Origin of the sequence: Frigoribacterium sp. CFBP 8766 (genome assembly GCF_014841435.1) — a bacterium.
GTDB lineage: Bacteria > Actinomycetota > Actinomycetes > Actinomycetales > Microbacteriaceae > Frigoribacterium.
On the sequence record NZ_JACYTX010000002.1, the window covers coordinates 152,396 to 174,246 of the forward strand.

Consider the following 21,851-nt stretch of genomic DNA (forward strand, 5'->3'; position numbering starts at 1 on the left):
GTTCCCGAGGGTCAGCGACGCCCGCCCGCCGCGGCGAGCGCCCGGCAGGGGTCGCTGCCGACGAGCCGGCAGTACACGTCGGACAGCTCGGCGGCCGACAGCGACCACGGGTGCTCGAGAGCGCGCTCGCGGGAGGCGCGTGCCAGCCGTCCCCACAGCTCGCCGTCCCCGAGCAGCCGGGTGACCGTCTCGCCCCAGACGGCGGGGTCGCGTGAGTCGAGCACCACGCCGGTCACGCCGTCGACGACGGACTCGCGGAGGCCCCCCGAGGAGGCGGCGACCACCGGGACCCCGCTGGCCGCGGCCTCGAGGGCGATCAGCCCGTACGTCTCGGAGTGCGACGGCACGAGCACGATCCGGGCCTCGCGGAGCAGGCTCGCGAGGCCCGGGCGGGTCTGCGGACCGAGGAACCGGACGTCGAGCCCCGCCCGGTCGGCGAGGGCGGCCAGGTCGCGCTCGTAGCCGGCGAACTCCGTGGAGGCGCCTCCGGCGATCACGAGCTCGGGTCGCAGCTCGGCGGGCACCGCGGCCACGGCCTCGATGGCGAGGTCAGGGCCCTTGAGCGGCTCCAGCCGGCCGGCCACGACGACGGTGGGGTGCGGGGACGTCTCGCCCGCGTCGAGCGGACGGAACAATGCGGCGTCGACGCCCGGCAGCACGACCGCGACCCGGTCGGGGTCGCCGCCCAGCCGGGTCGTGACGGTCTCGGCCTCGGCGTGGCTGATGGCCACGACGGCGTCGGACTCCCGGGCGAGCATCGCCTCGCCGGCGAGCCGGCCGGGCGACTCGGCGCGTTCGCCGTGCGAGAGGGGAGTGCTGTCGGCGGCGGCGATGGAGTGGAAGCTCTGCACGTGCGGGATCCCGCGCTGTCGCGCGATCGGGAGGGCGGCGACGCCGCTGAACCAGTGGTGGGAGTGGATCACGTCCCAGGGGCCGAGCTCGGCGAGACGCTCGCGGAACTCGTCGACGAACTCCTCGTGGCGGCCCTTCGGCACGGCCTCGACGGGCCCCGCGGCGAGGAACCGGAGCACGACGCCGGGCGACAGCTCGACGGTCTCGGGCTCGTCGGGGGAGGACCGCCGAGTGAGGATTTCGACCTCGTGGCCCGCCGCGCCGAGCGCCTCCGCCTGGTTGCGCACGACGACGTTCATGCCCCCGACGTCGCCCGATCCCGGCTCGGCCCCCGGCGAGGTGTGGAGCGAGACGAGCGCGATGCGGAGGGGTGAGGTCACTGCCCGAGCGTACTCGCCGTGGCCCGCACGGCCCGCCCGGCGCCGCCGGGCATACGGTGAGGCATGGCGAGCGAGGCGACGATGCTGCAGGTGGGCGACCGCGAGGTCCGGGTCTCGAGCCCGGGGCGGGTGCTCTGGCCCGACCTGGGGATCACGAAGCTGGACCTCGCCCGGTACCTCGCGACCGTGGGCGACGCGTTCGTCCGGGCGAACGGCGGCCGACCCGTGTCGCTGCAGCGGTTCCCCGCCGGGGTCGACGGCGACGACTACTTCTCCAAGAACCCGCCGAAGGGCGCCCCCGAGTTCGTCCGCAGCGTCGAGGTGACCTACCCCAGCGGCCGGTCGCACCCGCAGCTCGTGATCGACGAGCCCGCCGCCGCGGTCTGGGCCGCGCAGATGAACACGGTGGTGTTCCACCCCTGGGCGTCCCGGGCCGACGCCAGCGACCTGCCCGACCAGCTGCGCATCGACCTCGACCCCCAGCCGGGCACTGACGTCGCCCACGCGGTGCCCGTCGCGCACGAGCTCCGCCGGGTGCTCGCCGACGCGGGCCTCACCGCGTTCGTCAAGACGAGCGGCAACCGCGGCCTGCACGTCTTCGCCCCGATCGAGCCGACCCGCGAGTTCCTCGACGTGCGGCACGCCGTCATCGCGGCCGCGCGCGAGCTCGAACGACGCCTCCCCGAGGCGGTCACCACGAACTGGTGGAAGGAGGAGCGCGGGCAGCGGGTCTTCGTCGACTACAACCAGGCGAACCGCGACCGCACCATGGCGGGCGCCTGGTCTCCCCGGGCTCTCGCCACCGCCTCCGTGTCCACGCCCCTCGACTGGAGCGAGCTCGACGGCGTCGACCCGTCGGCGTTCACCGTCCTCACCGTGCCGGACCGCCTCGCCGCGACCGGCGACCCGTGGGAGCGGATGCACGACGAGCCCGGCACCGTGGACGAGCTGCTCTCGTGGTGGGAGCGCGACGTCGACGCAGGACTCGGCGAGCTGCCGTTCCCGCCCGACTTCCCGAAGATGCCGGGGGAACCGCCCCGCGTCCAGCCCAGCAGGGCCAAGAAGCAGCCGTAGGAGGCGGGGGCCCGCCACCAGGCGCGGCACGGCCGGCAGACGGGTCGCGGTCAGGGCCGGACGAGCACCTCAGCGAGGTCGTACGCCGCCGGCACCTCGAGCTGGTCGAAGCCGCACGACGCGGCCTCGCGGTCGTCGCGCCAGCGCTCGACCTGGACCGTGTGCCGGAACCGCGCGCCCTCCATCTGGTCGTAGCGCACCTCCACGACGCGCTCGGGTCTCAGCGGCACGTACGAGACGTCCTTCCCCGACGAGAACCGGCTGCGGTCCGTCTCGGCGTGCGCGACTCCTCCGTCGTCGTCGCGCCGCACCAGGTCGGCGAGCTCGTCGACGAGCTCGAGGCGACGGGCGTCCGAGAACGCGGAGGCGCCTCCCACGTTCCGCAGCTCGCCCTCCGAGTCGTACAGCCCCAGCAGCAGCGACCCCACGCCCCGGCCGCTCTTGTGCACCCGGTAGCCGAGCAGCACGCAGTCGGCCGTGCGGTGGTGCTTGACCTTGAGCATCGTCCTCTTGCCGGGCAGGTAGGAGGCGGCGAGCGGCTTGGCCACCACGCCGTCGAGCCCCGCGCCCTCGAACTCGACGAGCCACCGACGGGCGACGTCGGCGTCGGTCGTCGTCCGGCTGAGGTGCAGGGGAGCAGCCGCCCCGTCGAGCAGGCGCTCGAGCGCGGCACGGCGCTCTCCGAAGGGCCGGTCGAGCAGGCTCTCGTCGCCGTCCGCGAGGAGGTCGAACGCGACGAAGGAGGCGGGGGTCTCGACGGACAGCCTCGCGATGCGCGAGGCTGCCGGGTGGATCCGCTGCGAGAGGGCCTCCCAGTCGAGGCGCTCGCCGCCGTGGTCGCCGCGGCGCAGGACGATCTCGCCGTCGAGCACGCACGGGCGGGGCAGCCGCTCGCCGAGGGCCTCGACGAGCTCGGGGAAGTACCGCGTCAGCGGCTTCGAGCCGCGGCTGCCGATCTCGAGCTGCTCGCCGTCCCAGTAGACGAGGCCGCGGAAGCCGTCCCACTTCGGCTCGTACGACAGGCCGCCCTCGACGCTGTCGGCGTCGGGCACGGTCGCGACCGCCTTCGCCAGCATCGGCGCGACGGGGTCGGCGGCGGTGGGGATGCCTGCAGCGGCGGACGGGCTCGTGGTGCGTGGCGGCGTCATCGCCTGAGTCTGCTCGCTGCCGCGAGGCTGAGTGCGCTCGAGGAGACGGCGGTCAGCTCTCGAGGTCGGCGGCGCGGCCCGCCGCACGCAGGTGCCACTCGGTCTGCGCCAGCGCGGACGCCAAGGGCAGGCCGCTCATCGACCGGAGCCCGCCGCGCCAGCCCGTCATGGCCTCGGCCACCTGCCACACCGACGGCGCCGCACCCGCACTGGTGTCGGCACCGCCGAGCAGCCCGTCGAGGGCGCTCACCGCGTCGCGGGTGCGCTCCTCGCGGTGGGCGACGAGCGCCTCCGCCCGCTCCGTGAGCCCGACGAACCGGTACTCGTGGCCGGGGCAGACCTCGAGCGCGTCGGCGCCCGGTCGGTCGAGCTCGACGACGCGAGCCAGCGAGGCCAGCACGTCGTCGAGAGGGTTGGCGGCGGTGCGGCCGCCGAGGCCGATCCCCGGGTTGATGGTCGGCAGCACGTGGTCGCCCGTGAAGATCAGCCGCTGCTCGGGCTCGATCAGGCAGAGGTGACCCGACGTGTGGCCGGGCGTGTGCACCGCGCGAAGATGACGCCCCGCGACCGGCAGCTCGTCGCCGTCGTCGAGCAGCAGGTCGGGGACGACGTCGACGAGGAGGCGGCCCGAGCCCCACGAGGCGACCAGCGCCTCCTGCGCCTCGGCCGGCACCTGCCAGCGCACGAGGTCCGCGTCGGCCGCGACCGCGTCGTCGGCCCGGCCGGCGAGCGCCCGCTGCTCGGCCGGGTGCATCGCGAGGCGGGCGCCCGTGGCGCGTCGGACGGCGTGGGCTGCCCCGAGGTGGTCGACGTGCAGGTGGGTGGCCACGATCAGGTCGACGTCGTCCAGCTCGTGGTCGAGCTCGTGCAGGGCGGTCTCGAGCCGGTCGACGGCGTCGGGGGAGGGCCAGCCGGGGTCGATCAGCGTCAGCCGGCCGTCGAAGCCCTCGACGAGGTAGCCGTACGAGAAGTCAGCGACGGAGGAGGCGGCCGGCGAGGTCAGCGACCAGACGCCGTGCCGCACCTCCTCGAGCGGAGGGGCCGTGCCCGCGCGCAGGGCCTCGGCCTGCACGGGGCTGAGCGGAGCAGGAGCAGGCATCCGCCGAGCCTAGCCCGACCCCTCTGACCGACCTCAGCCCTGGGCGACGTCGATCAGCACCTTGCCCGTGACCCCGCCCTCGACGGCGTCGTGGGCCGCGGCCGTCTGCTCGAGCGAGTACCGGTGCAGCGGCAGCCCCGCCTCCTCGCCGACCGGCAGGGCACCGTCGCGGACGGCTGCGGTGACGTCCTCGGCGGCCGCCTGCAGCGCCTCCTCGCCCACCGTGTAGAGCAGCACGAACTGGTAGCGCGTGTTGGTGCCCATGTTCGCGCGGAGCGGCAGCTCGACCGTGTCGCCGCCGTCGTTGGCGTAGATGGCGACGGAGGCGCGGGTCGAGACGACCGCCGCGACCAGCTCCGCGTTCTGCCGGATCGACACCTCGACGACGATCTGCACGCCGTCGGGCGCGATGCGGCGGATCTCGGCGGCGGCGTCCTGCTCCTTGTAGTTCACGACGTGGTGGGCGCCGGCCGCCCGGGCGAGCGCGGCCTTCTCGTCGCTCGAGATCGTCGTGATGACGGTGGCACCCGCCCAGGCGGCGAGCTGGATCGCGGCGTGGCCGACAGCTCCCGCGCCGCCCGAGACGAGCACGGTCACGCCGTCGAGCGCGCCGGGCGAGAGGCGCGAAGGCCCGTCCTCGTGGACGGTCAGCGCACGGTGCGCGGTCATGGCCGGCACGCCGAGGCTCGCGCCCAGGTCGAACGAGGCTCCCTCGGGCAGGGCGACGACGCGCGACCGCGGCAGCACCGTGTACTCCTGTGCGGTGCCCGTCGCGTGGCCGTTCGCCGAGATGAACGACCAGACCCGGTCGCCGACCGCGAGGTCGTCGACGCCCTCGCCGACCGCGTCGACGACGCCCGCGCCGTCCTGGTTCGGCACGATCACGGGGAACGGCACGTCGCCGCCGCTCGTCTCGCCCGTGCGCGACTTCCAGTCGGTCGGGTTCACGCCCGATGCGACGACGCGCACGCGCACCTCGCCTGCCCCCGGCTCGGGCACCTCGCGCTCGACGAGGTGCAGGACGGACGACGGACCGGTCTCGGTGTAGGTGATCGACTTCATGCCCCCAGTCAACGACGCGGCCGCGATGCGTGTTCCGCGCCGACGCAGATCGGCGAGGATGTGCAGATGAGCACACCTCGGGGGGAGGGCGGCAGCGGTGCCGTCCCGCACTGGACGACCGTCGCCCGGCCCGTCGACCGCACGCTCGCCTCCGGCGCCGACCCCCGCCCCTCCGGGGTCGTCGCCTGGGTCGCCGTCGTCTCGGTGCTCGTCATCGTCGCGGTCGCGGTCGCGGCCCTCTTCGCCGCCCGCGGCCTCGCCGAGGCCGAGTCGGTCCGCGACGCCGCCGACCGGGCGGACCGCATCGCCGACGCGATCGTCGAGCCCGCCCTCACCGACGCTCTGGTCGACGGGGACGAGGAGGCGCGTCGCGCCATGGACGACGAGGTCCGCGACCACGTGCTCAGCTCGAGCATCGTCCGCGTCAAGATCTGGGACGACACGGGCCGCGTCGTCTGGTCCGACGAGCCCGCGCTGATCGACCGCCGGTTCACCCTCGACGAGGACGACCTCGAGGCGCTCGCCGCCGCAGGCAACGGCAACAGCACCGGCACCGGCGTCGAGGCCGAGGTCAGCGACCTGACCGCCCCCGAGAACGAGTACGAGCGCGACCGAGGCAAGCTGCTCGAGGCCTACCGGGCCGTCGCGACGCCGGGCGGGCAGACGCTGCTGTTCGAGGTGTACTTCCGCTACGACGAGGTGCTGCAGCGCAGCGGGCAGCTCTTCGCCGGGTTCGCGGGCATCACGATCGGCAGCATCGTGCTCGTCGTGCTGCTCCTGCTGCCCGTGCTGCGGCAGCTGCTGCGGGCGCTCGACCGGGCCAGGGTCCAGCGCGAGGCGCTGCTCGAGCGCGCGCTCGACGCGAGCGCCGCCGAGCGACGCCGCATCGCGGGGGCGCTGCACGACGGCGTGGTGCAGGACCTCGTGGGCGCCTCGCTCGCGGTGTCGGCCGAGTCCGGCTCGGCCCGGGCGCGCGGCGACGTCACCACGGCCGACGGGCTCGACCGGGTGGCCGGCGCGCTGCGCGGCAGCGTCGGGGGCCTGCGCTCGCTGCTCGTCGACATCTACCCGCCGAACCTCGCGCGGGCGGGCATCGGCCCGGCTCTCGACGACCTCGCGGCGGGCGTGCGGTCGCGAGGGGTCGCCGTCGTGCTCGAGGCCGACGCGGCCTCGGCGCTGGACGACGAGGGCCAGCGGCTGGTCTTCCGGGTGGTGCAGGAGTGCCTGGCCAACGTCGTGGCCCACGCCCGCGCCTCCGTCGTGTCGGTGACCGCGGACCGTGCCGTCGGGGGCGGCGTCGTCGTCACCGTGGCCGACGACGGCGCGGGCTTCGACCCCGAGCTGCTCACGAGTCCCGAGCCCGACCACTTCGGTCTGCGGGTGCTCGCCGACGTCGCGGGCGCAGGAGGCGCGGGCCTCGACCTGCAGACCGCGTCCGGCCACGGGACGCGGTGGCGCCTCACCCTGCCGACGACGGCGGTGGCGCCGGGTGTGGCCGCGTCCACGGGCGGCCGCGGGGACCCGTCGTGATCCGCGTCCTGGTGGTCGACGACCACCCGCTGGTTCGCCAGGGACTCCGCTCGCTCGTCGACCAGGCCGACGGCGTCGAGGTGGTCGAGGAGGCGGCGGACGGCGAGCGAGGAGTCGCCGCGGCCGCCCTGCACCGGCCGGACGTCGTCCTCATGGACCTGTCGATGCCCGGCATCGGCGGCGTCGAGGCCACGCGGCGCATCGTGGCGGTCGACCCGCGGGTGAACGTCGTCGTCCTCACGTCCGTGCCCGACGCCTCCTCGGTCCGGGAGGCGCTGGCCGCGGGGGCGGTCGGCTACCTGCTCAAGGACGCCGAGCCCGCGGCCGTCGTGGCCGGGGTCCGGGCCGCGGCGGAGGGCGGGGCGCCCCTCGACCCGCGGGCCGCACGGGCGCTCCTGCCGGACCGGCCGGCGCCGGACAGATCAGCTCCGGTCAGGTCGGTGCCGGAAGGTCCGGCGTCCGCCGCGGCGCCCGACCCGGCCCCGTTCGTCTCCGGCCGGGAGGCCGAGGTGCTCCGCCTGCTCGGCCGCGGCCTCGCGAACAAGCAGATCGGAACCGAGCTCGGCATCAGCGAGCGCACGGTCAAGGCGCACGTCGGCAGCGTCTTCCGCCGCATCGGCGTCGCCGACCGGACGAGCGCGGCCCTGTGGGCGCGCGACCACGGGTACTAGTACCAAGGTCCGATGGTGCGCGGGGACGACCGCGGCGAGAGTGGTCGCAGGCCCGGGGGACGGGCCGTCCGACCCTCCACGAGGAGCCCCGCCATGACCACCACCTCCCCCCTCGGCCGCACGGCCCGTCAGCTCCGCGCGGCGGTGCTCGTCGCGGCCGTCGTCGCCGGGTCGCTGGCCCTCTCGGCCGGCCCGGCCAGCGCCTCCGGCAAGACCAGCGCGGGCGGCGACTACCGCGTGACGATCGGCAGCACGACCTACGACCCGGCCCCCGGCAAGAGCGTCAAGGTGAGCGGGATCGTCCCGACCGGCCGCATCGCCGTCCGCGGGGTGAACAACGGCTTCGACATCGACGTCGCCACCCTGGGCGTCTACGACTACACGCTGACCGGCGCGCCGGACACGCAGCGGATGGTGACGACGCCGACCGTCGTGTTCGCCTCCAAGGTGCCGACCCTCACGCCGGCACAGCTCGCGGGCGCGACGATCAAGAGCCTCGAGGTCAAGGACGACACCCTCGTCGTGCTGTTCAGCACTGCGGGCGGCAAGTTCAAGATCCAGGCGAAGGACGGCGCGCAGGGCGGCATCTTCCAGGTGGAGTCGGAGTTCGGCGCCCCCGTCGAGTTCACGCACACCCTCGGCGCCGGCCTGTTCTACTTCGTCAACCAGTACACGGGCAAGGTCAACTTCGGAGACGGCGTCGACCCCGTGACCTCGGGTGCTGATGCGCACCAGATGCTGCTCGGCAAGGACAGCCCCCAGGTCGCGACGAAGACCCTGCAGACCGGCACCGTCACGAAGTGGCTCGTCCAGTCGGGCGGTCGCCTCGGGGGAGTGCTCGGCGAGGACGCGATCGAGCTGAGCGCCGGCGCCACGAACTGCACGAGCCAGTGCCAGGCGCAGAACCAGATCCGCGGCTCGCTGCCGGTGCCGCCGCTGCCGACCGACCCGACGCCCATCGGCTGAGCCGGGTCCGTCGCACCTCGGGGGCCGAGCAGCCGCGTGCTGCTCGGCCCTCGTCCGCGTCACGGCGGGCCAGCCCTCCTCGGGGGCTGGCCCGCCGCCGCCGTCCGCGCCAGACTCGGGCCGTGAGCAGACGAGACCGGCCCGCGCGGCCGCCCCGCGGCGGTGCAGGTGCGCCCCTCTGGGTCGAGACGACGATCCACGCCCCCCTCGAGCGCGTCTGGGAGCTCACGCAGGCCCCGGAGGAGCACGTCCGCTGGGACCTCCGCTTCAGCCGCATCGTGCCCGTGGCCGACCTGCCCGGCGGCGGCTGGCGCTTCCGCTACGAGCGGTCGATGCCCGGCCACGTGATCACCGGGACCGGCACCTCGCTCGGCGAGCGGGAACGACCGGACGGCACCCGCACCTCCGCCCTGCGGTTCGACACCGCCGACCGCCTGTCGCCGCTCCGTGGGGGCCGCGGCTACTGGCGCTACGTCCCGGTCGACGGCGGCGTGCGGTTCGTCACGGGCTACGACTACGAGCCCGGTCTCGGGCGAGCCGCCGACCGCCTCCTGCGGCCCGTCGTGCTGTGGATGACGGCGTGGTCGTTCGACCGGCTGCGGATCTGGGCCGAGACGGGCACGCCGCCCGAGGCGTGGCCGCTCGCGTCGGTGCTGGCGTTCTGGCGCGCGGACCGTCCGCGGGCCTCCCGCTGCGGCACGACCGCCCCGCGCCGGGGAGCCCTGGCCGACGCCCCGACGACCCTCTCGACCCTGGAGGCGCCGTGACCGCCCCGCTCGCCCGCTCCCCGCGCCCCCGTCGGACGCCGCTCTCGCGCACCGGCGGGCCGACGACCGGCTCGGTCTTCCGTGCTGCGCTCGGCGACGACTTCGACCGGCTGCACCCGCGCCTCCAGGAGCGCTTCGGGGTCTCGGTCGCGGACGGCCGCGGCTGCGTGGGCACGGGCGTCATGACGGAGGTGCGGCGCGGCCCCTGGTGGACGGTGCCCTTCCTGCAGATCGGCCGCCTGCGGAACATCCTCATCGCCGACGTCGGCCGCGACGTGCCGTTCCGCATCGAGAACTGGCCGTACGTCGACCCGTTCGGACGCGAGACGGTGACCTTCGTGCGCGAGTACCGCGCGCCGAGGCGTCGCGCGGTGAGCCGCTTCGACGCGACCATGGTGCTCGACCCGGGGCGCGGCACCGTCGTCGACTACCTCGGCACGCACCAGCACCTCGCGGTCGACCTCGACCTGCACGTCGAGGACGACGGCTCGCTGCACCTCACCTCGCACGCGCAGCGCTTCTACGAGGGGCGGGCGGCGTTCCGGTTCCCGATGCTCGCCTCGGGCACGGCCTCGCTCCGCGAGCGGTGGGACGACGACGCCGGGGTGTTCCGCATCTCGCTCGAGGTGCACAACCGGCTGTTCGGGTTCCTGTTCGGCTACGAGGGCTGGTTCACCGCCGAGTACCCGCCCGCGTCCGAGGCTCCGGACCACGTGAGGCCCCTGCGCCACGAGGAGCGCCTGTAGGCCCGGTGCGATCCGCACCTCCGGACCCGGCGCGGTGCAGCTACAGCCCGAACGCCTCGCGCAGCATCGCCAGCGCCTCGAGGTCGTCCTCGACCCCGCCGCCCTCGTGACCGTTGTACGGCCAGACGGTGATGTCCGCCTCGCCGCCGTACGCGTGGAACGCGCCGAACACCGTCGACGGCGGGCAGGTCGCGTCCATCAGCGCCGTCGAGAACAGCGCGGGCGCCGTGGCCCGCTTGGCGAAGTTGACCCCGTCGAAGTACGACAGCACCTCGTGCACCTGATCGGCGCGGTGGCGGTGCACCGCGAGGTAGCGCCCGATCTGCTTGTACGGGTCGCTGTCGGTGATGACGGAGGCGCGGCGGAAGTCGCAGAGGAACGGCACCCGCGGCACCGCGGCGACCAGCCCCTCGACGAGACCGGCGACGGCCAGCGTGATGCCGCCTCCCTGGCTGGTGCCGAGCACGGCGACGCGGTCGGCGTCGACGACGTCGAGCGACCGGGCGGCCTCGACGGCCCGGACCCCGTCCGTGTACACGCGGCGGTAGTAGTAGCTCTCGGGGCTGTCGATCCCGCGGGTCATGACGCCGTCGGCGGCCGGGCCCGAGCCCCCGGAGTCGGCGGTGTCGCCGGTGCTCCAGAGCGAGCCCTGGCCGCGGGTGTCCATCTGCAGGTGCGCGAAGCCGGCGGAGGCCCAGAACAGGTTCTGCTGGGCGTGCCCTCGGCCGCCCCCGTAGCCGACGAACTCGACGACGGTGGGCAGCAGCTCGCCCGAGGCGGCGGCGCCGGCCGGCACCCGCAGCCAGGCGCGCACGCGCTGGCCGTCGGCCCCGCGGAACGACACGTCGATCACGTCGACCGTCGTGAGCCCGGTGTCGACCGGCTCCGCCTGGACGTCGAGGTCGTGCTCGCGTGCCTCGGCGAGGGTCCGGCGCCAGAAGTCGTCGAAGTCGTCGGGCTCGGTCTGGGTGCTGCGGTACGCGCGGAGGGCCGCCTCGTCGAGGTCCGTGTTCATGCAGACATGTCTACAGGCCGCGGGGCGGCGACGGGACGAGGAGGCGCGGCTCGCCTCGGGAGCGGCGGTCGCTGCTACGAGGCGGTGGTCGCCCGACCGAACGCCGGCGCCCACCCGATCGCGGGCGCGACGTGCTCGGCCACGGTCCGTAGCAGCCGCGCGTTGTAGTCCACGCCGAGTTGGTTCGGCACCGTGAGGTGCACGGTGTCGGCCGCCTGCACGGCCGCGTCGTCGGCCAGCTGGCGGGCGATGACGTCGGGCTCGCCCACGTAGCTCTTGCCGAAGCGCGACTGGACGCCGTCGAGCATGCCGACCTGGTCCTGCGAGTCGGCCTGGGCGCGGACGCCGAAGTACCGCACGTCCTCGTCCGTCGTGATCGGGATGACGCTGCGGCTGACGGCGACGCGCGGCTCACGGGTGTGGCCGGCCGCGGCCCACGCCGCCCGGAACACCGCGATCTGCTCGGCCTGCAGCTCGTCGAACGGCACGCCGGTGTCCTCGGTGAGCAGGGTGCTGCTCATCAGGTTCATGCCCTGCTCGCCGGTCCACTGCGCGGTCGCCCGGGTGCCGGAGCCCCACCAGATGCGCTCGCCGAGACCGGGCGACCGCGGCTCGATGGCGAGCGGGCTCGACCAGCCGGTCATGCGCGGGTCGCTCTGGGCGACGGCGTCGCCGTCGATCGCCCGGCGGAACAGGTCGGTGTGGCGCCGGGCCATGTCGGCGTCGGTCTCGCCGTCCTCCGGCACGTGGCCGAACGCCTCGTAGCCGCGCAGCGACGTCTCGGGTGATCCCCGGCTCACGCCGAGCTGCAGCCGCCCGGCGCTGATGAGGTCGGCGGCGGCGGCCTGCTCGGCCATCGAGAGCGGGTTCTCGTAGCGCATGTCGATGATGCCGGTGCCGAGCTCGATGCGGCTCGTGCGCGCGGCCATGGCGGCCAGCAGCGGGAACGGGCTGGCCAGCTGCTTCGCGAAGTGGTGCACGCGGACGGAGGCGCTGTCGATGCCGATCTCCTCGGCGGCGACCGCCAGCTCGATCGACTGGACCAGCGCCTCCCGGGCGGTGGGCGTCCGGGAGCCGGGCACGTCCTGGTAGTGGCCGAACGAGAGGAACCCGATGCGCTTCGTCATGTTCGATGCCAACGCATGCACCGCCTCCCGCATTCCGCCAGCGATCGACCGAGTTCACAGGTGACGGGACGAGGACGCGCCGCTAGCGTGGGACAGGTGGAGAACCGCTTCCGGATCGACGGCGACGACCTCGGGGTCGACCTGCGCGCCTCCTCGGTGACCATGGGCTCGGACGGGGTGGTCGACGCGACCATCGTCGCGGCCCGGGTGCCCGAGGTGGCCGACTGGTCGGACGACGCCCCGCGGCTCGAGTTCCGCGACGTGCCCCTCAAGTTCGACGGCGCCAGCTTCGGCGTCACGGTGGACGACGACCTTCTCGACGAGCACGAGATCTCGTTCTGGCTCGGGGAGTCGCTCGACGTGCACGGCCAGCTCAGCCTGGCGGCGGGGGAGCGGCTGCGCTTCGTGGGCACGACCCACGTGGCGGGCGAGCCCAAGGCGTGGCGCGTGGACGTGTCGATCCGGTTCGGGTCGCCCGGTCGCAGCGCGGCCGTCTGACGTCCGTGCCGCACCAGGCGCCAGGCGCCAGGAACCGGGCACGCGGCGCTGCGTCCGACGTCGGGCGCCTAGCGCGCCGCGATCTCGACCACGGGCAGGTGCCGCCGCACGCGCATCTGCAGCGTGAGCTGGCCCCGCCGGGCGAGCACGAGCGCGGTCACGCCGGCGACGACCGCGGGCACGCCGCCGGAGACCACCATGGCCGTGGGCGTGCCGAGCAGCTCGACGATCCCGCCCATCAGCGGGCCGCCGACGGCCTGCCCGCCGAGCAGCACGAGCACGTAGAGCGACATCACCCGGCCCCGGATGCCGATGTTGCTCGACAGCTGCACTAGCTGGTTCGCCGACGTGAGGAACAGCAGCGACGCCAGCCCGACCGAGACGAGCACCAGGGCGAACGGCACGACGCCGGCGGCGCCGCCGACGACTCCGGCGCCCGCCTGCAGCAGGCCGGTCACGAGCAGGCCCACGACGAGGGTGCGCAACCGGATCGTGGCCCGCCGGGTCGACAGCAGCGCGCCCGTGAGTGCGCCCACGGCGATCATCGAGTTGAAGAGCCCGTAGCCGCCGGCGCCCACGTCGAAGACCTCGTCGGCGTACGACGCGAGCAGCACGGGCATCGTCAGGCCGAACACGGCGTAGGACGCGACGAGCACGACCGGCACGAGGATGGTCGGCTTCGCCCGGGCGTACGCGAGGCCCTCGCGCAGCTGGCCGCGCGACCGGGGAGCCGGTGCGGTGCGGGTCATCTGGGAGGTGCGGAGCAGGCCGAGCATGCCGACCACGAGCAGGCAGGCGACGCCGTTCACGGCGAAGGCCCACCCGGCGCCGACCGCGAGCAGCAGCACGCCGCTGACGGCGGGGCCGATCATGCCGCCGAGCTGGAACACGCTCGAGTTGACGCTGATGGCGTTGCGGAGGTGGCGCTGGCCGACGAGCTCGCTCACGATCACCTGGCGGGCCGGGTTGTCGACCACGGTCACCAGGCCCGTCGCGAAGGCGATGGCGAACACGTGCCAGGCCTCGACGACGCCGGTCAGGGTCAGCACGGCGAGCCCGATGCTCAGCACCGCGAAGACGCTCTGGGTGACGACCATCAGCGCCCGCTTCGAGAACCGGTCGACGAGCACGCCGCCGAGCAGGCCGAAGAAGAGCATCGGCGCGAACTGCATCGCCACCGTGACGCCGACGGCCGTCGCGCTGCCGGTCAGCTCGAGCACGAGCCAGTCCTGGGCGATGCGCTGCATCCAGCCGGCGGTCATGGCCACGAAGTTGCCGACCGTCCAGAGCCGGAAGTTCGGCACGCTGAGCGCGATGAAGGTGTGCCGCCACGGCGGGCGCTGCGTCGCGACGGGCAGCGGTGCGGTGGCGGGGAAGGAGGCGGCGGGGTCGACGACGGGAGTGCTGGCGGTGGACGGTGAGGACATCGGCGTTCCTGCGCTGGTGGGCGGCCCGGGGCGGTCGCGGCCGCCGGGGGAGGAGGCGAGGGGCCTCGCGGTGGTGAGCCGCGCCTCCTCGTCCCTCGACGGTAAGGCCGCCGGCGTCATTCGGACCCCCTATGGTGTGAATCACTGTCATGCGATGATCGAATGACTCGACAGGAGGAGGTCTCACCGTGTTCGACCCTGCCCTGCTGACGACGTTCCTCGCCGTGGCGGAGACGCGCAGCTTCACGGCCGCGGGTCTCCGTCTCGGCATCAGCCAGCCGACGGTGAGCCAGCACGTCGGCCGGCTCGAGAAGGCGGCGGGCCGCACCCTCGTGGTGCGGGACACCCGTGACGTGCGCCTCACCGACGACGGCGACGCGATGGCCGGCTTCGCCCGCACGATCCTCGCGGCGCACTCCGCGGCCGAGAGCTGGTTCAGCGGCTCGGCGATGCGCGGCCGCCTGCGCTTCGGTGCCGCGGACGACCTCGCCATCACGCAGCTGCCGCGCATCCTCCGGCACTTCCGGCAGCTGCACCCCGACGTCGACCTCGAGCTGACGGTGAACCAGAGCGGTCCCCTGCGACGCCGTCTCGCCTCCGGGCACCTCGACCTCATCTTCGTGAAGCAGACGGCGGGGGAGTCCGACGAGGGCCGCCGGGTCGCCGGCGACACGATGGTCTGGATCGGGCAGGAGAAGCTGCAGGTCGAGCCCGGCCGGCCGGTGCCGCTGATCGCCTACCAGGCGCCGAGCCTCAGCCGTCAGCTCGCGATCGGCGCCCTCGAGGCGAGCGGGCGCACCTGGCGCATCACCTGCAACACGCGCGACGTGAACGGCGTGCTCGCGGCGGTGCGGGCGGGCATGGGAGTCGCCGTGTTCCCGTTCTCGCTCATCCCCACCGACCTCGTCAAGGTCAGCGACCGCTTCTCGCTGCCGGCCCTCGGCGACGTCGACTACGTGCTCGTCGCCAATCCCGCCGCGCCGCGCGAGCCGGTCGAGGCGCTCACCTCCGCGATCATGAGCCGGGGCGTCCGCCGCGCCGTCTGACCTCCCCTCGGCCGGGTCGGACCCGTCGAGGAGGCGCGGGCGAGCAGGATGGACCACATGAGCACCCGACGCACCCGCCACGCCCGCACCGCCTCCGTCCGCCGCACGGCGCTCCTCCTCGCGGCCGCCTGCGGCGTCTCCGGCGTGCTCCACCTGGTGCGCCCGAGCGCCTACGACGCGGTCGTGCCGCGCAGCATGCCCGGCCCGGCCCGCCTGTGGACCACGAGCTCCGGCGTCGCCGAGGTCGTCGTCGCCGGCGCCCTGCTCTCGACGACGACGCGACGGGCGGGCGGCGCCCTCGCGGCCGCGCTCTTCGTCGCCGTGTTCCCGGCGAACGTGTCGATGGCCCTGCGGGCGCTCCGGAGCAGCCGCGCCGGGACGGCCCGGCGGGTCGTCACCGTCGTCCGTCTGCCGCTCCAGGTGCCGCTCGTGGCGAGCGCGCTCGCCGTGCGCCGCGCCTCCTAGCCGACCCGACGGCGCGGCCGCCGCGCGTCCCCGTGGGCGTCGCCGCGCCTCCTGCCCGGCGTCCTCCCCGCCCCGGCCCGGTACCGTGGACGACCGGCCCACGAGCCGACCACCGCACGACAGCCGCACGACGACCGCCGAGGGGAGGCGCCGCATGACCACGATCGACCTCAACGCCGACCTCGGCGAGGGCTTCGGACGCTGGACGCTCGGCGACGACGACGCCCTGCTCGACGTCGTGACGAGCGCGAACGTCGCCTGCGGGTTCCACGCGGGCGACCCGGCCGGCCTGCTGCGCGTCGTCGACGCGGCCCACCGTCGCGGGGTCGTCGTCGGGGCGCACGTCTCGTACCGCGACCTCGTCGGCTTCGGCCGCCGCTACGTCGAGGCCTCGCACGACGAGCTCGTCGCGGACGTCGTCTGGCAGATCGGCGCACTGACCGGGCTGTCCCGCGCGGTCGGCGGGGCCGTCCGCTACGTCAAGCCGCACGGCGCCCTCTACTCGGTCGTCGCGGACGCCGACGGCCGGGGCGCCGTCCACGCGGGCGCAGTGATCGAGGCGATCCTGCGGGTCGACCCGGCCCTGCCCGTCGTCGGGCTCGCCGGCTCCGCGTTCCTCCGCCGTGCCGAGCAGGAGGGCCTCCACGTCGTCGCCGAGGCCTTCGCCGACCGCGCCTACGACGCGACCGGCGCGCTCGTGCCCCGCAGCCGACCCGGGGCCGTGCTTCACGACGCCGACGAGGTCCGCGACCGCGTCCTCCAGCTGGTCGAGACCGGCACGGTGCGCTCCGTCGACGGTGCCGTCGTCGAGCTGCGGGCCGACACGGTCTGCGTGCACGGCGACAGCCCGGACGCCGTGGCGATCGCGGTCGGGGTGCGCAGCGCCCTCGAGGAGGCAGGGGTCGGCCTCCGCCCGTTCGTCACCGTCCCGCAGGCGGCCGGCACCCCCGCGACGCCCTCGTCCTCGTCGACGCCGCTCGACCCCGGGACGACCGCCCGGTGACCGGCCACGAGGTCGATCTCGGGGCCGCGCTCGCGCACCTCCGGGTGCTGCCGCTCGGCACGGACGGCGTGCTGATCGAGACCGACGGGCTCGACGAGTCGCTGGCCCTCTTCGGCGCCCTGCTCGCGCAGCCCGTGGCGGGCATCCTCGACGTCGTGCCGGCCGCACGGAGCGTCGCGGTGCGGTTCCTCCCCACGCTGCTGCCCATCGCCTCGCTGATGAGCGTCCTGCGGTCGCTGCCGACGTCGCGGGACGCCGCGACCGAGGGGCGGCTCGTCGAGATCCCCGTCGTCTACGACGGCGAGGACCTGGCCGAGGTCGCCCGGCTGAGCGGCCTCAGCGTCGACGAGGTCGTCGACCGGCACGCCGGTGCCACGTACACCGTCGCCTTCACGGGCTTCGCGCCGGGCTTCGCCTACCTCACGGGCGGCGACCCGTCCCTCGCCGTCCCTCGCCGCGCGACGCCCCGCACCTCGGTGCCCGCGGGGGCGGTCGCCATGGCGGGGGAGTTCACCGGGGTCTACCCCCGCGAGAGCCCCGGCGGCTGGCAGCTGCTCGGGCGCACCGACGTCGCCCTCTGGGACCTCGCCGAGCGCGTCCCGGCGCTGCTGCAGCCGGGGATGCGCGTCCGCTTCGTCGACGTCACGCAGCGTCCCCCCGCAGTCGAGGAGGCGGCGAGCCCGGAGTCCGGGAGCCCCTCGCCCGTGGAGTCCGGCTCCGCGCTCCCGCCGGCCGAGCCGATGTCCGACGCGCCTGCGCCCGCCGTGCCTGCGCCCGTCGACCGCCCGCGCCCCGACCGTGCGCTCGTCGTCACGGCGCCTGGCCCCTTCAGCATCCTCGAGGACCTGGGGCGGCCCGGCCGCTCGGGCCTCGGCGTCTCGCGCTCGGGCGCGATGGACCACCGTGCGCTCCGCGAGGCCAACCGCCTGGTCGGCGCGGCGACGGGCTCGGCCGCGCTCGAGCTGGCCTACGGCGGGCTGGAGGCCACGGCGCGCGGCGACCTCGTGCTCGCCGTGGCGGGCGCGCCCGTCCCGCTGACGGTGCACGGCGCGGGCGGCGTCCGCCACGCCGTCCCGGGGGCCGCGTTCGCGCTCGACGACGGCGAGGTGCTCGTCGTGGGGGCGCCTCCTCGGGGCGTCTACTCGTACCTCGCCGTCCGCGGCGGCTGGGAGGCCGAGAGCGTGCTCGACAGCGCCTCCGGCGACGTGCTCGCCCGCATCGGACCCGGGAGGCTGGCCGCCGGCGACGAGCTCGGCGTCGGGCGTGCCTGGTCCGAGAGCGTCGCCGCGGCGGCCCACGACGCCCAGCGCTCGGTCTCCGCCCCGGACGAGGTCACCCTGCTCGACGTCGTGCTCGGCCCCCGCGACGACTGGTTCACCGCCGAGGCGCTCGAGCGCCTCACGGGCCAGCGGTTCACGGTCACGGCGCAGTCGAACCGGATCGGGCTCCGCCTGGCGGGCGAGCACCCGCTCGAGCGTGCGGTCGAGCACGAGCTGCCGAGCGAGGCGACCGTCTCGGGTGCCCTGCAGGTGCCGCCCGACGGCCAGCCCGTCCTCTTCATGGCCGACCACCCCGTCACGGGCGGCTACCCGGTCGTCGCGTGCGTCGTCGGCGACCAGCTCGACCGTGCCGCGCAGGTGCCCGTCGGGGCGAGCGTGCGGTTCCGCGTCGTGCCCGGGCCCGACCTCGGCGCGGGTCGACGCGGCGGTCGCCGCGACGCGCGGGTCGACGAGCGCGCCGCGGACGAGCGGGGGGTCGAGCAGTGAGGAAGCTCCTGATCGCCGAGCGCGGGCTCGTGGCGGTGCGCGTCGCGAGGGCCGCCGCCGACCTCGACCTGCCCTCCGTCGCGGTGTTCGCGCCCGACGACGTCGACGCGCTGCACGTGCACGCCGCCGACGAGGCCTGGGTGCTCGACGAGCTGCCCGGCACCGACGCCTACCGCGACATGCAGGCGCTCCTCGACGTCGCCGAGCGAAGCGGCGCGGACGCCGTGCACCCCGGCTGCGGGCCCCTGAGCGAGAACGCCGAGTTCGCGCGGCGCGTGCTCGCCGCGGGCCTCACCTGGGTCGGGCCCGACCCCGAGACGATGGAGCTGCTCGGCGACAAGGTGTCGGCCCGTGCCCTCGCCGACTCGGTCGGCGCGCCCCTCGTCGTCGGCACCTCCGATCCCATCGCGTCGGCGGACGAGGCGGTCGCGTTCGCCCAGCGGCACGGGCTGCCGATCGCGCTCAAGGCGGCCCACGGAGGCGGCGGCCTGGGGCTGCGCGTCGCCCGCCGGCTCGACGAGGTCGCCGACCTGCTCGACTCCGCCGTGCGCGAGTCGGCTGCCGTCTTCGGCCGCGGAGAGGTCTTCGTCGAGCAGTACCTCGACCGGCCGCGCCACGTCGAGGCCCAGCTGCTGGGCGACGGCGAGGGACGGGTCGTGGTGGTCGGCACCCGCGAGTGCTCGGTGCAGCGCCGGCACCAGAAGCTCGTCGGCGAGGCACCGGCACCGCACCTGACCGACGAGCAGCTCGAGGTCGTCACCTCCACCTCCGTCGCGCTCGGCTCGGCCGTCTCGTACCGCGGCGCCGGCACCGTCGAGTTCCTCGTGTCGCGGGCAGGCCAGGTCTCGTTCCTCGAGGTGGGCACCGCCCTGCCGCTCGAGCACGTCGCCACCGAGCAGGCCACGGGCGTCGACCTGGTGCGGCAGCAGCTGCTGGTGGCGGGCGGGCTGGGGCTCGACCTCGCCGACGTTCCCGAGAGCCGCGGCCACACGATCTCGTTCCGCGTCACGGCGGAGGACGCCGGTCGCGGGTTCCTGCCGGCGCCTGCTCCGGTGAGCCGCCTCGAGCTGCCGGGCGGACCGGGCGTCCGGGTCGACTCGGGCGTCGTCGCGGGCTCGGCCGTCCCCGCGGGCCGCGACCCGCTCCTCCTCAGCGTCGTCGTGACGGGCCGGGACCGCGCGGCGGCCCTGAGCCGCGCGCGGCGCGCCCTGGACGGCCTCGTCGTCGAGGGGCCGGCGACGACCGTGCGCTTCCACCGCCTCCTCGTCGACGACCCGGCCTTCACGGGCGTCGTCGCGGATGCTGAGACGGGGGCCGACGGCGGGGGAGCGGGCGGCGACGAACCGTCCGTGCACACTCGCTGGATCGAGACCGAGTGCGAGTGGCTCGACGAGCTGGCGACCGCGACGCCGGAGGCGGCGGCCGGCCCGGGGTCCCTCCGCACGTGGGTCGTCGTCGACGGGCGTCGCGTGCCTCTCGTGCTCCCGCTCACCGACGTCGTCGGCTCGTCCGACGGCGCGCTCGGGGCCGACGCGCTCGTCGCCGGCATCGCCGCCGCGACGATCGAGGTCGATGTGCCCGGACAGGCCGGACGGGGCTCCTCGGCGTCGTAAGCTGAGAGTGCGCCCAGAGTCGCGCGCCCTCCTCGCCGCCCTACTCCTCGGGAGCCACCATGACCACCCCCGTGTCCACCGACTCGCGCCGCCCCGGCGTGGCCGGTGCCCTCGACCGCTACTTCGAGATCACCGGCCGCGGCTCGAGCTGGGCCCGCGAGATCCGCGGCGGCGTCGTCACCTTCGTGACGATGGCCTACATCGTGATCCTCAACCCGCTGATCCTCGGCGGCTTCAGCGAGGACCAGGCCGCGAAGGACGTCCTCGGCGGCTGGCTGCAGAACAGCCAGGTCGGCGCGGTCACGGCCCTCACCGCGGGCGTCATGACCATCCTCTTCGGGACGGTCGCCCGCCTCCCGTTCGCCTTCGCGGCGGGCCTCGGCATCAACTCGTTCCTCGCGGTCACGGTCGTGCAGGACGTGACCTGGCCCGAGGCGATGGGCCTCGTCGTCATCAACGGCCTCGTCATCACGATCCTGGCCGTCACGGGCCTCCGCAGCATGATCTTCAGCGCGGTGCCTGCGGCCCTCAAGACCGCGATCACGGTCGGCATCGGCCTCTTCATCGCGTTCATCGGCCTCGTCGACTCGGGCTTCGTCCGCGCGAGCGGCAATGCGTCGCCGCCGGTGCAGCTCGGCGACGGCGGGTCGATCAGCACCCTGCCGACCATCACCTTCGTCATCGGCCTCGTCGTCATCGGCGTGCTCATGGCCCGTCGCGTCCGCGGCGCGATCTTCATCGGGATCGTCGCCTCGACGGTCATCGCGATCGTCCTGCAAGCGATCTTCCAGGTGCCCACCTCGAACGGCCAGAACCTCGACGACTGGAACCTCAACGCGCCGGTCCTGCCGACGCAGATCGTCGCCCTGCCCGACCTGTCGCTGATCGGCGACGTCAGCCTCGGCGCCTTCGCGCGCATCGGCTGGCTGTCGGCCGTCATGCTCGTCTTCACCCTCGTCTTCACGAACTTCTTCGACGCCATGGGCACGATGACCGGCCTCGCGAAGGCCGCCGACGTCGCCGCGCCCGACGGCACGTTCCCCCGTCTGAAGTCGGCGCTCGTCGTCGAGGGCATCGGCGCGGTCGCCGGCGGCGCGACGAGCTCGTCGTCGAACACCGTCTTCGTCGAGTCGGCCTCCGGCATCGGCGAGGGCGCCCGCACCGGCTTCGCCTCGGTCGTCACCGGGCTGCTCTTCATCCTCGCCATGTTCTTCACGCCGCTGACCCAGGTCGTGCCGCTCGAGGTCGCCGCCGCGGCGCTCGTCATCGTCGGCGCGCTGATGGTCTCGCAGATCAAGGACATCGACTGGACCGACTTCAGCGTCGCCCTGCCCGTGTTCCTCACGATCATCGTCATGCCGCTGACCTACTCGATCGCCAACGGCATCGGGGTCGGCTTCGTCACGTGGGTGATCGTCCGCGCCTTCTCGGGCAAGGCACGGGAGATCAGCCCGCTGCTGTGGATCGTCGCGGTCGGGTTCCTGGTCTACTTCGTCCGCGGCCCGATCGAGACCCTGATCGGCTGATCCTCCGCGCGACACCTCGAAGTGGACGATGCACCCCGACGTATCGGGGTGCATCGTCCACTTCGAGGTG

20 protein-coding genes are annotated in these 21,851 nt (G+C 74.7%); 13 read left to right on the forward strand and 7 right to left on the reverse strand.

Going from position 1 to position 21,851, the window contains the following annotated elements; translation table 11 throughout:
* Positions 1 to 11 precede the first annotated feature (11 nt).
* Positions 12 to 1,232, reverse strand: coding sequence for a glycosyltransferase (locus tag IFT90_RS06565; protein ID WP_371812163.1), 1,221 nt, complete (start codon positions 1,230 to 1,232; stop codon positions 12 to 14).
* Positions 1,233 to 1,295: 63 nt separating this feature from the next.
* On the opposite strand from IFT90_RS06565, the gene ligD reads away from it, so the two are divergent.
* Positions 1,296 to 2,306, forward strand: a complete 1,011-nt coding sequence (gene ligD, locus IFT90_RS06570; protein WP_192041549.1) for a non-homologous end-joining DNA ligase — start codon at positions 1,296 to 1,298, stop codon at positions 2,304 to 2,306.
* Positions 2,307 to 2,356: 50 nt separating this feature from the next.
* Here ligD and IFT90_RS06575 read toward each other — a convergent pair whose 3' ends face one another.
* Genes IFT90_RS06575 through IFT90_RS06585 form a run of 3 tightly spaced genes read right to left on the reverse strand, consistent with a single transcriptional unit; the run spans position 2,357 to position 5,615 of the window.
* On the reverse strand, positions 2,357 to 3,454 hold the full coding sequence (locus tag IFT90_RS06575) for an ATP-dependent DNA ligase (RefSeq protein WP_256413458.1): 1,098 nt from the start codon (positions 3,452 to 3,454) through the stop codon (positions 2,357 to 2,359).
* Between the two features lie 52 nt (positions 3,455 to 3,506).
* A complete protein-coding gene (locus tag IFT90_RS06580; RefSeq protein WP_192041550.1) occupies positions 3,507 to 4,553 on the reverse strand; it encodes an MBL fold metallo-hydrolase in 1,047 nt (348 codons plus the stop codon).
* Positions 4,554 to 4,586: 33 nt separating this feature from the next.
* Positions 4,587 to 5,615, reverse strand: a complete 1,029-nt coding sequence (locus tag IFT90_RS06585; RefSeq protein ID WP_192041551.1) for an NADPH:quinone reductase — start codon at positions 5,613 to 5,615, stop codon at positions 4,587 to 4,589.
* A 66-nt stretch (positions 5,616 to 5,681) separates the two neighbouring features.
* Between IFT90_RS06585 and IFT90_RS06590 the strand changes: the two genes are divergently transcribed.
* From IFT90_RS06590 to IFT90_RS06610, 5 genes are all read left to right on the forward strand, one after another.
* Positions 5,682 to 7,145, forward strand: coding sequence for a sensor histidine kinase (locus IFT90_RS06590; protein ID WP_192041552.1), 1,464 nt, complete (start codon positions 5,682 to 5,684; stop codon positions 7,143 to 7,145).
* Positions 7,142 to 7,816 carry a response regulator gene (locus IFT90_RS06595; protein ID WP_192041553.1) on the forward strand — a complete coding sequence of 225 codons (675 nt, stop codon included), beginning with the start codon at positions 7,142 to 7,144 and terminating at the stop codon, positions 7,814 to 7,816. Before IFT90_RS06590 ends, IFT90_RS06595 begins: the two co-directional genes overlap by 4 nt.
* A 93-nt stretch (positions 7,817 to 7,909) precedes the next feature.
* Positions 7,910 to 8,782 carry a hypothetical protein gene (locus IFT90_RS06600; protein ID WP_192041554.1) on the forward strand — a complete coding sequence of 291 codons (873 nt, stop codon included), beginning with the start codon at positions 7,910 to 7,912 and terminating at the stop codon, positions 8,780 to 8,782.
* A 122-nt stretch (positions 8,783 to 8,904) separates the two neighbouring features.
* Positions 8,905 to 9,549 (forward strand): SRPBCC family protein, encoded by a 645-nt coding sequence (locus IFT90_RS06605; RefSeq protein ID WP_192041555.1) that lies wholly within the window; start codon positions 8,905 to 8,907, stop codon positions 9,547 to 9,549.
* Positions 9,546 to 10,295 (forward strand): DUF4166 domain-containing protein, encoded by a 750-nt coding sequence (locus IFT90_RS06610; protein ID WP_192041556.1) that lies wholly within the window; start codon positions 9,546 to 9,548, stop codon positions 10,293 to 10,295. Before IFT90_RS06605 ends, IFT90_RS06610 begins: the two co-directional genes overlap by 4 nt.
* Positions 10,296 to 10,335: 40 nt before the next feature.
* On the opposite strand, the gene IFT90_RS06615 is transcribed toward IFT90_RS06610, so the two are convergent.
* Both IFT90_RS06615 and IFT90_RS06620 read right to left on the reverse strand, forming a co-directional pair.
* A complete protein-coding gene (locus IFT90_RS06615) occupies positions 10,336 to 11,310 on the reverse strand; it encodes an acetylxylan esterase (RefSeq protein ID WP_192041557.1) in 975 nt (324 codons plus the stop codon).
* Positions 11,311 to 11,384: 74 nt separating this feature from the next.
* Positions 11,385 to 12,437, reverse strand: a complete 1,053-nt coding sequence (locus IFT90_RS06620) for an LLM class flavin-dependent oxidoreductase (protein WP_192041558.1) — start codon at positions 12,435 to 12,437, stop codon at positions 11,385 to 11,387.
* A 96-nt stretch (positions 12,438 to 12,533) separates the two neighbouring features.
* Here IFT90_RS06620 and IFT90_RS06625 point away from each other — a divergent pair, with 96 nt between their 5' ends.
* Positions 12,534 to 12,935, forward strand: a complete 402-nt coding sequence (locus tag IFT90_RS06625) for a hypothetical protein (RefSeq protein WP_146901276.1) — start codon at positions 12,534 to 12,536, stop codon at positions 12,933 to 12,935.
* 68 nt (positions 12,936 to 13,003) lie between these two features.
* Here IFT90_RS06625 and IFT90_RS06630 read toward each other — a convergent pair whose 3' ends face one another.
* Positions 13,004 to 14,362, reverse strand: coding sequence for an MFS transporter (locus IFT90_RS06630; RefSeq protein ID WP_192041559.1), 1,359 nt, complete (start codon positions 14,360 to 14,362; stop codon positions 13,004 to 13,006).
* 188 nt (positions 14,363 to 14,550) lie between these two features.
* Here IFT90_RS06630 and IFT90_RS06635 point away from each other — a divergent pair, with 188 nt between their 5' ends.
* From IFT90_RS06635 to IFT90_RS06660, 6 genes are all read left to right on the forward strand, one after another.
* On the forward strand, positions 14,551 to 15,408 hold the full coding sequence (locus tag IFT90_RS06635; RefSeq protein ID WP_192041560.1) for a LysR substrate-binding domain-containing protein: 858 nt from the start codon (positions 14,551 to 14,553) through the stop codon (positions 15,406 to 15,408).
* Positions 15,409 to 15,465: 57 nt separating this feature from the next.
* Positions 15,466 to 15,873, forward strand: a complete 408-nt coding sequence (locus IFT90_RS06640; protein WP_166644730.1) for a hypothetical protein — start codon at positions 15,466 to 15,468, stop codon at positions 15,871 to 15,873.
* A 154-nt stretch (positions 15,874 to 16,027) separates the two neighbouring features.
* Positions 16,028 to 16,876, forward strand: a complete 849-nt coding sequence (locus IFT90_RS06645; protein ID WP_192041561.1) for a LamB/YcsF family protein — start codon at positions 16,028 to 16,030, stop codon at positions 16,874 to 16,876.
* The gene (pxpB, locus tag IFT90_RS06650; protein WP_192041562.1) at positions 16,873 to 18,642 is read left to right on the forward strand and encodes a 5-oxoprolinase subunit PxpB; all 1,770 of its coding nucleotides are present in this window, start codon (positions 16,873 to 16,875) and stop codon (positions 18,640 to 18,642) included. The genes IFT90_RS06645 and pxpB overlap by 4 nt, the downstream gene beginning before the upstream one ends.
* Positions 18,639 to 20,255: a biotin carboxylase N-terminal domain-containing protein gene (locus IFT90_RS06655; protein WP_192041563.1), complete on the forward strand. Its 1,617-nt coding sequence runs from the start codon at positions 18,639 to 18,641 to the stop codon at positions 20,253 to 20,255. The genes pxpB and IFT90_RS06655 overlap by 4 nt, the downstream gene beginning before the upstream one ends.
* A 59-nt stretch (positions 20,256 to 20,314) precedes the next feature.
* Positions 20,315 to 21,781, forward strand: coding sequence for an NCS2 family permease (locus IFT90_RS06660; RefSeq protein WP_192041564.1), 1,467 nt, complete (start codon positions 20,315 to 20,317; stop codon positions 21,779 to 21,781).
* Positions 21,782 to 21,851: the final 70 nt, after the last annotated feature.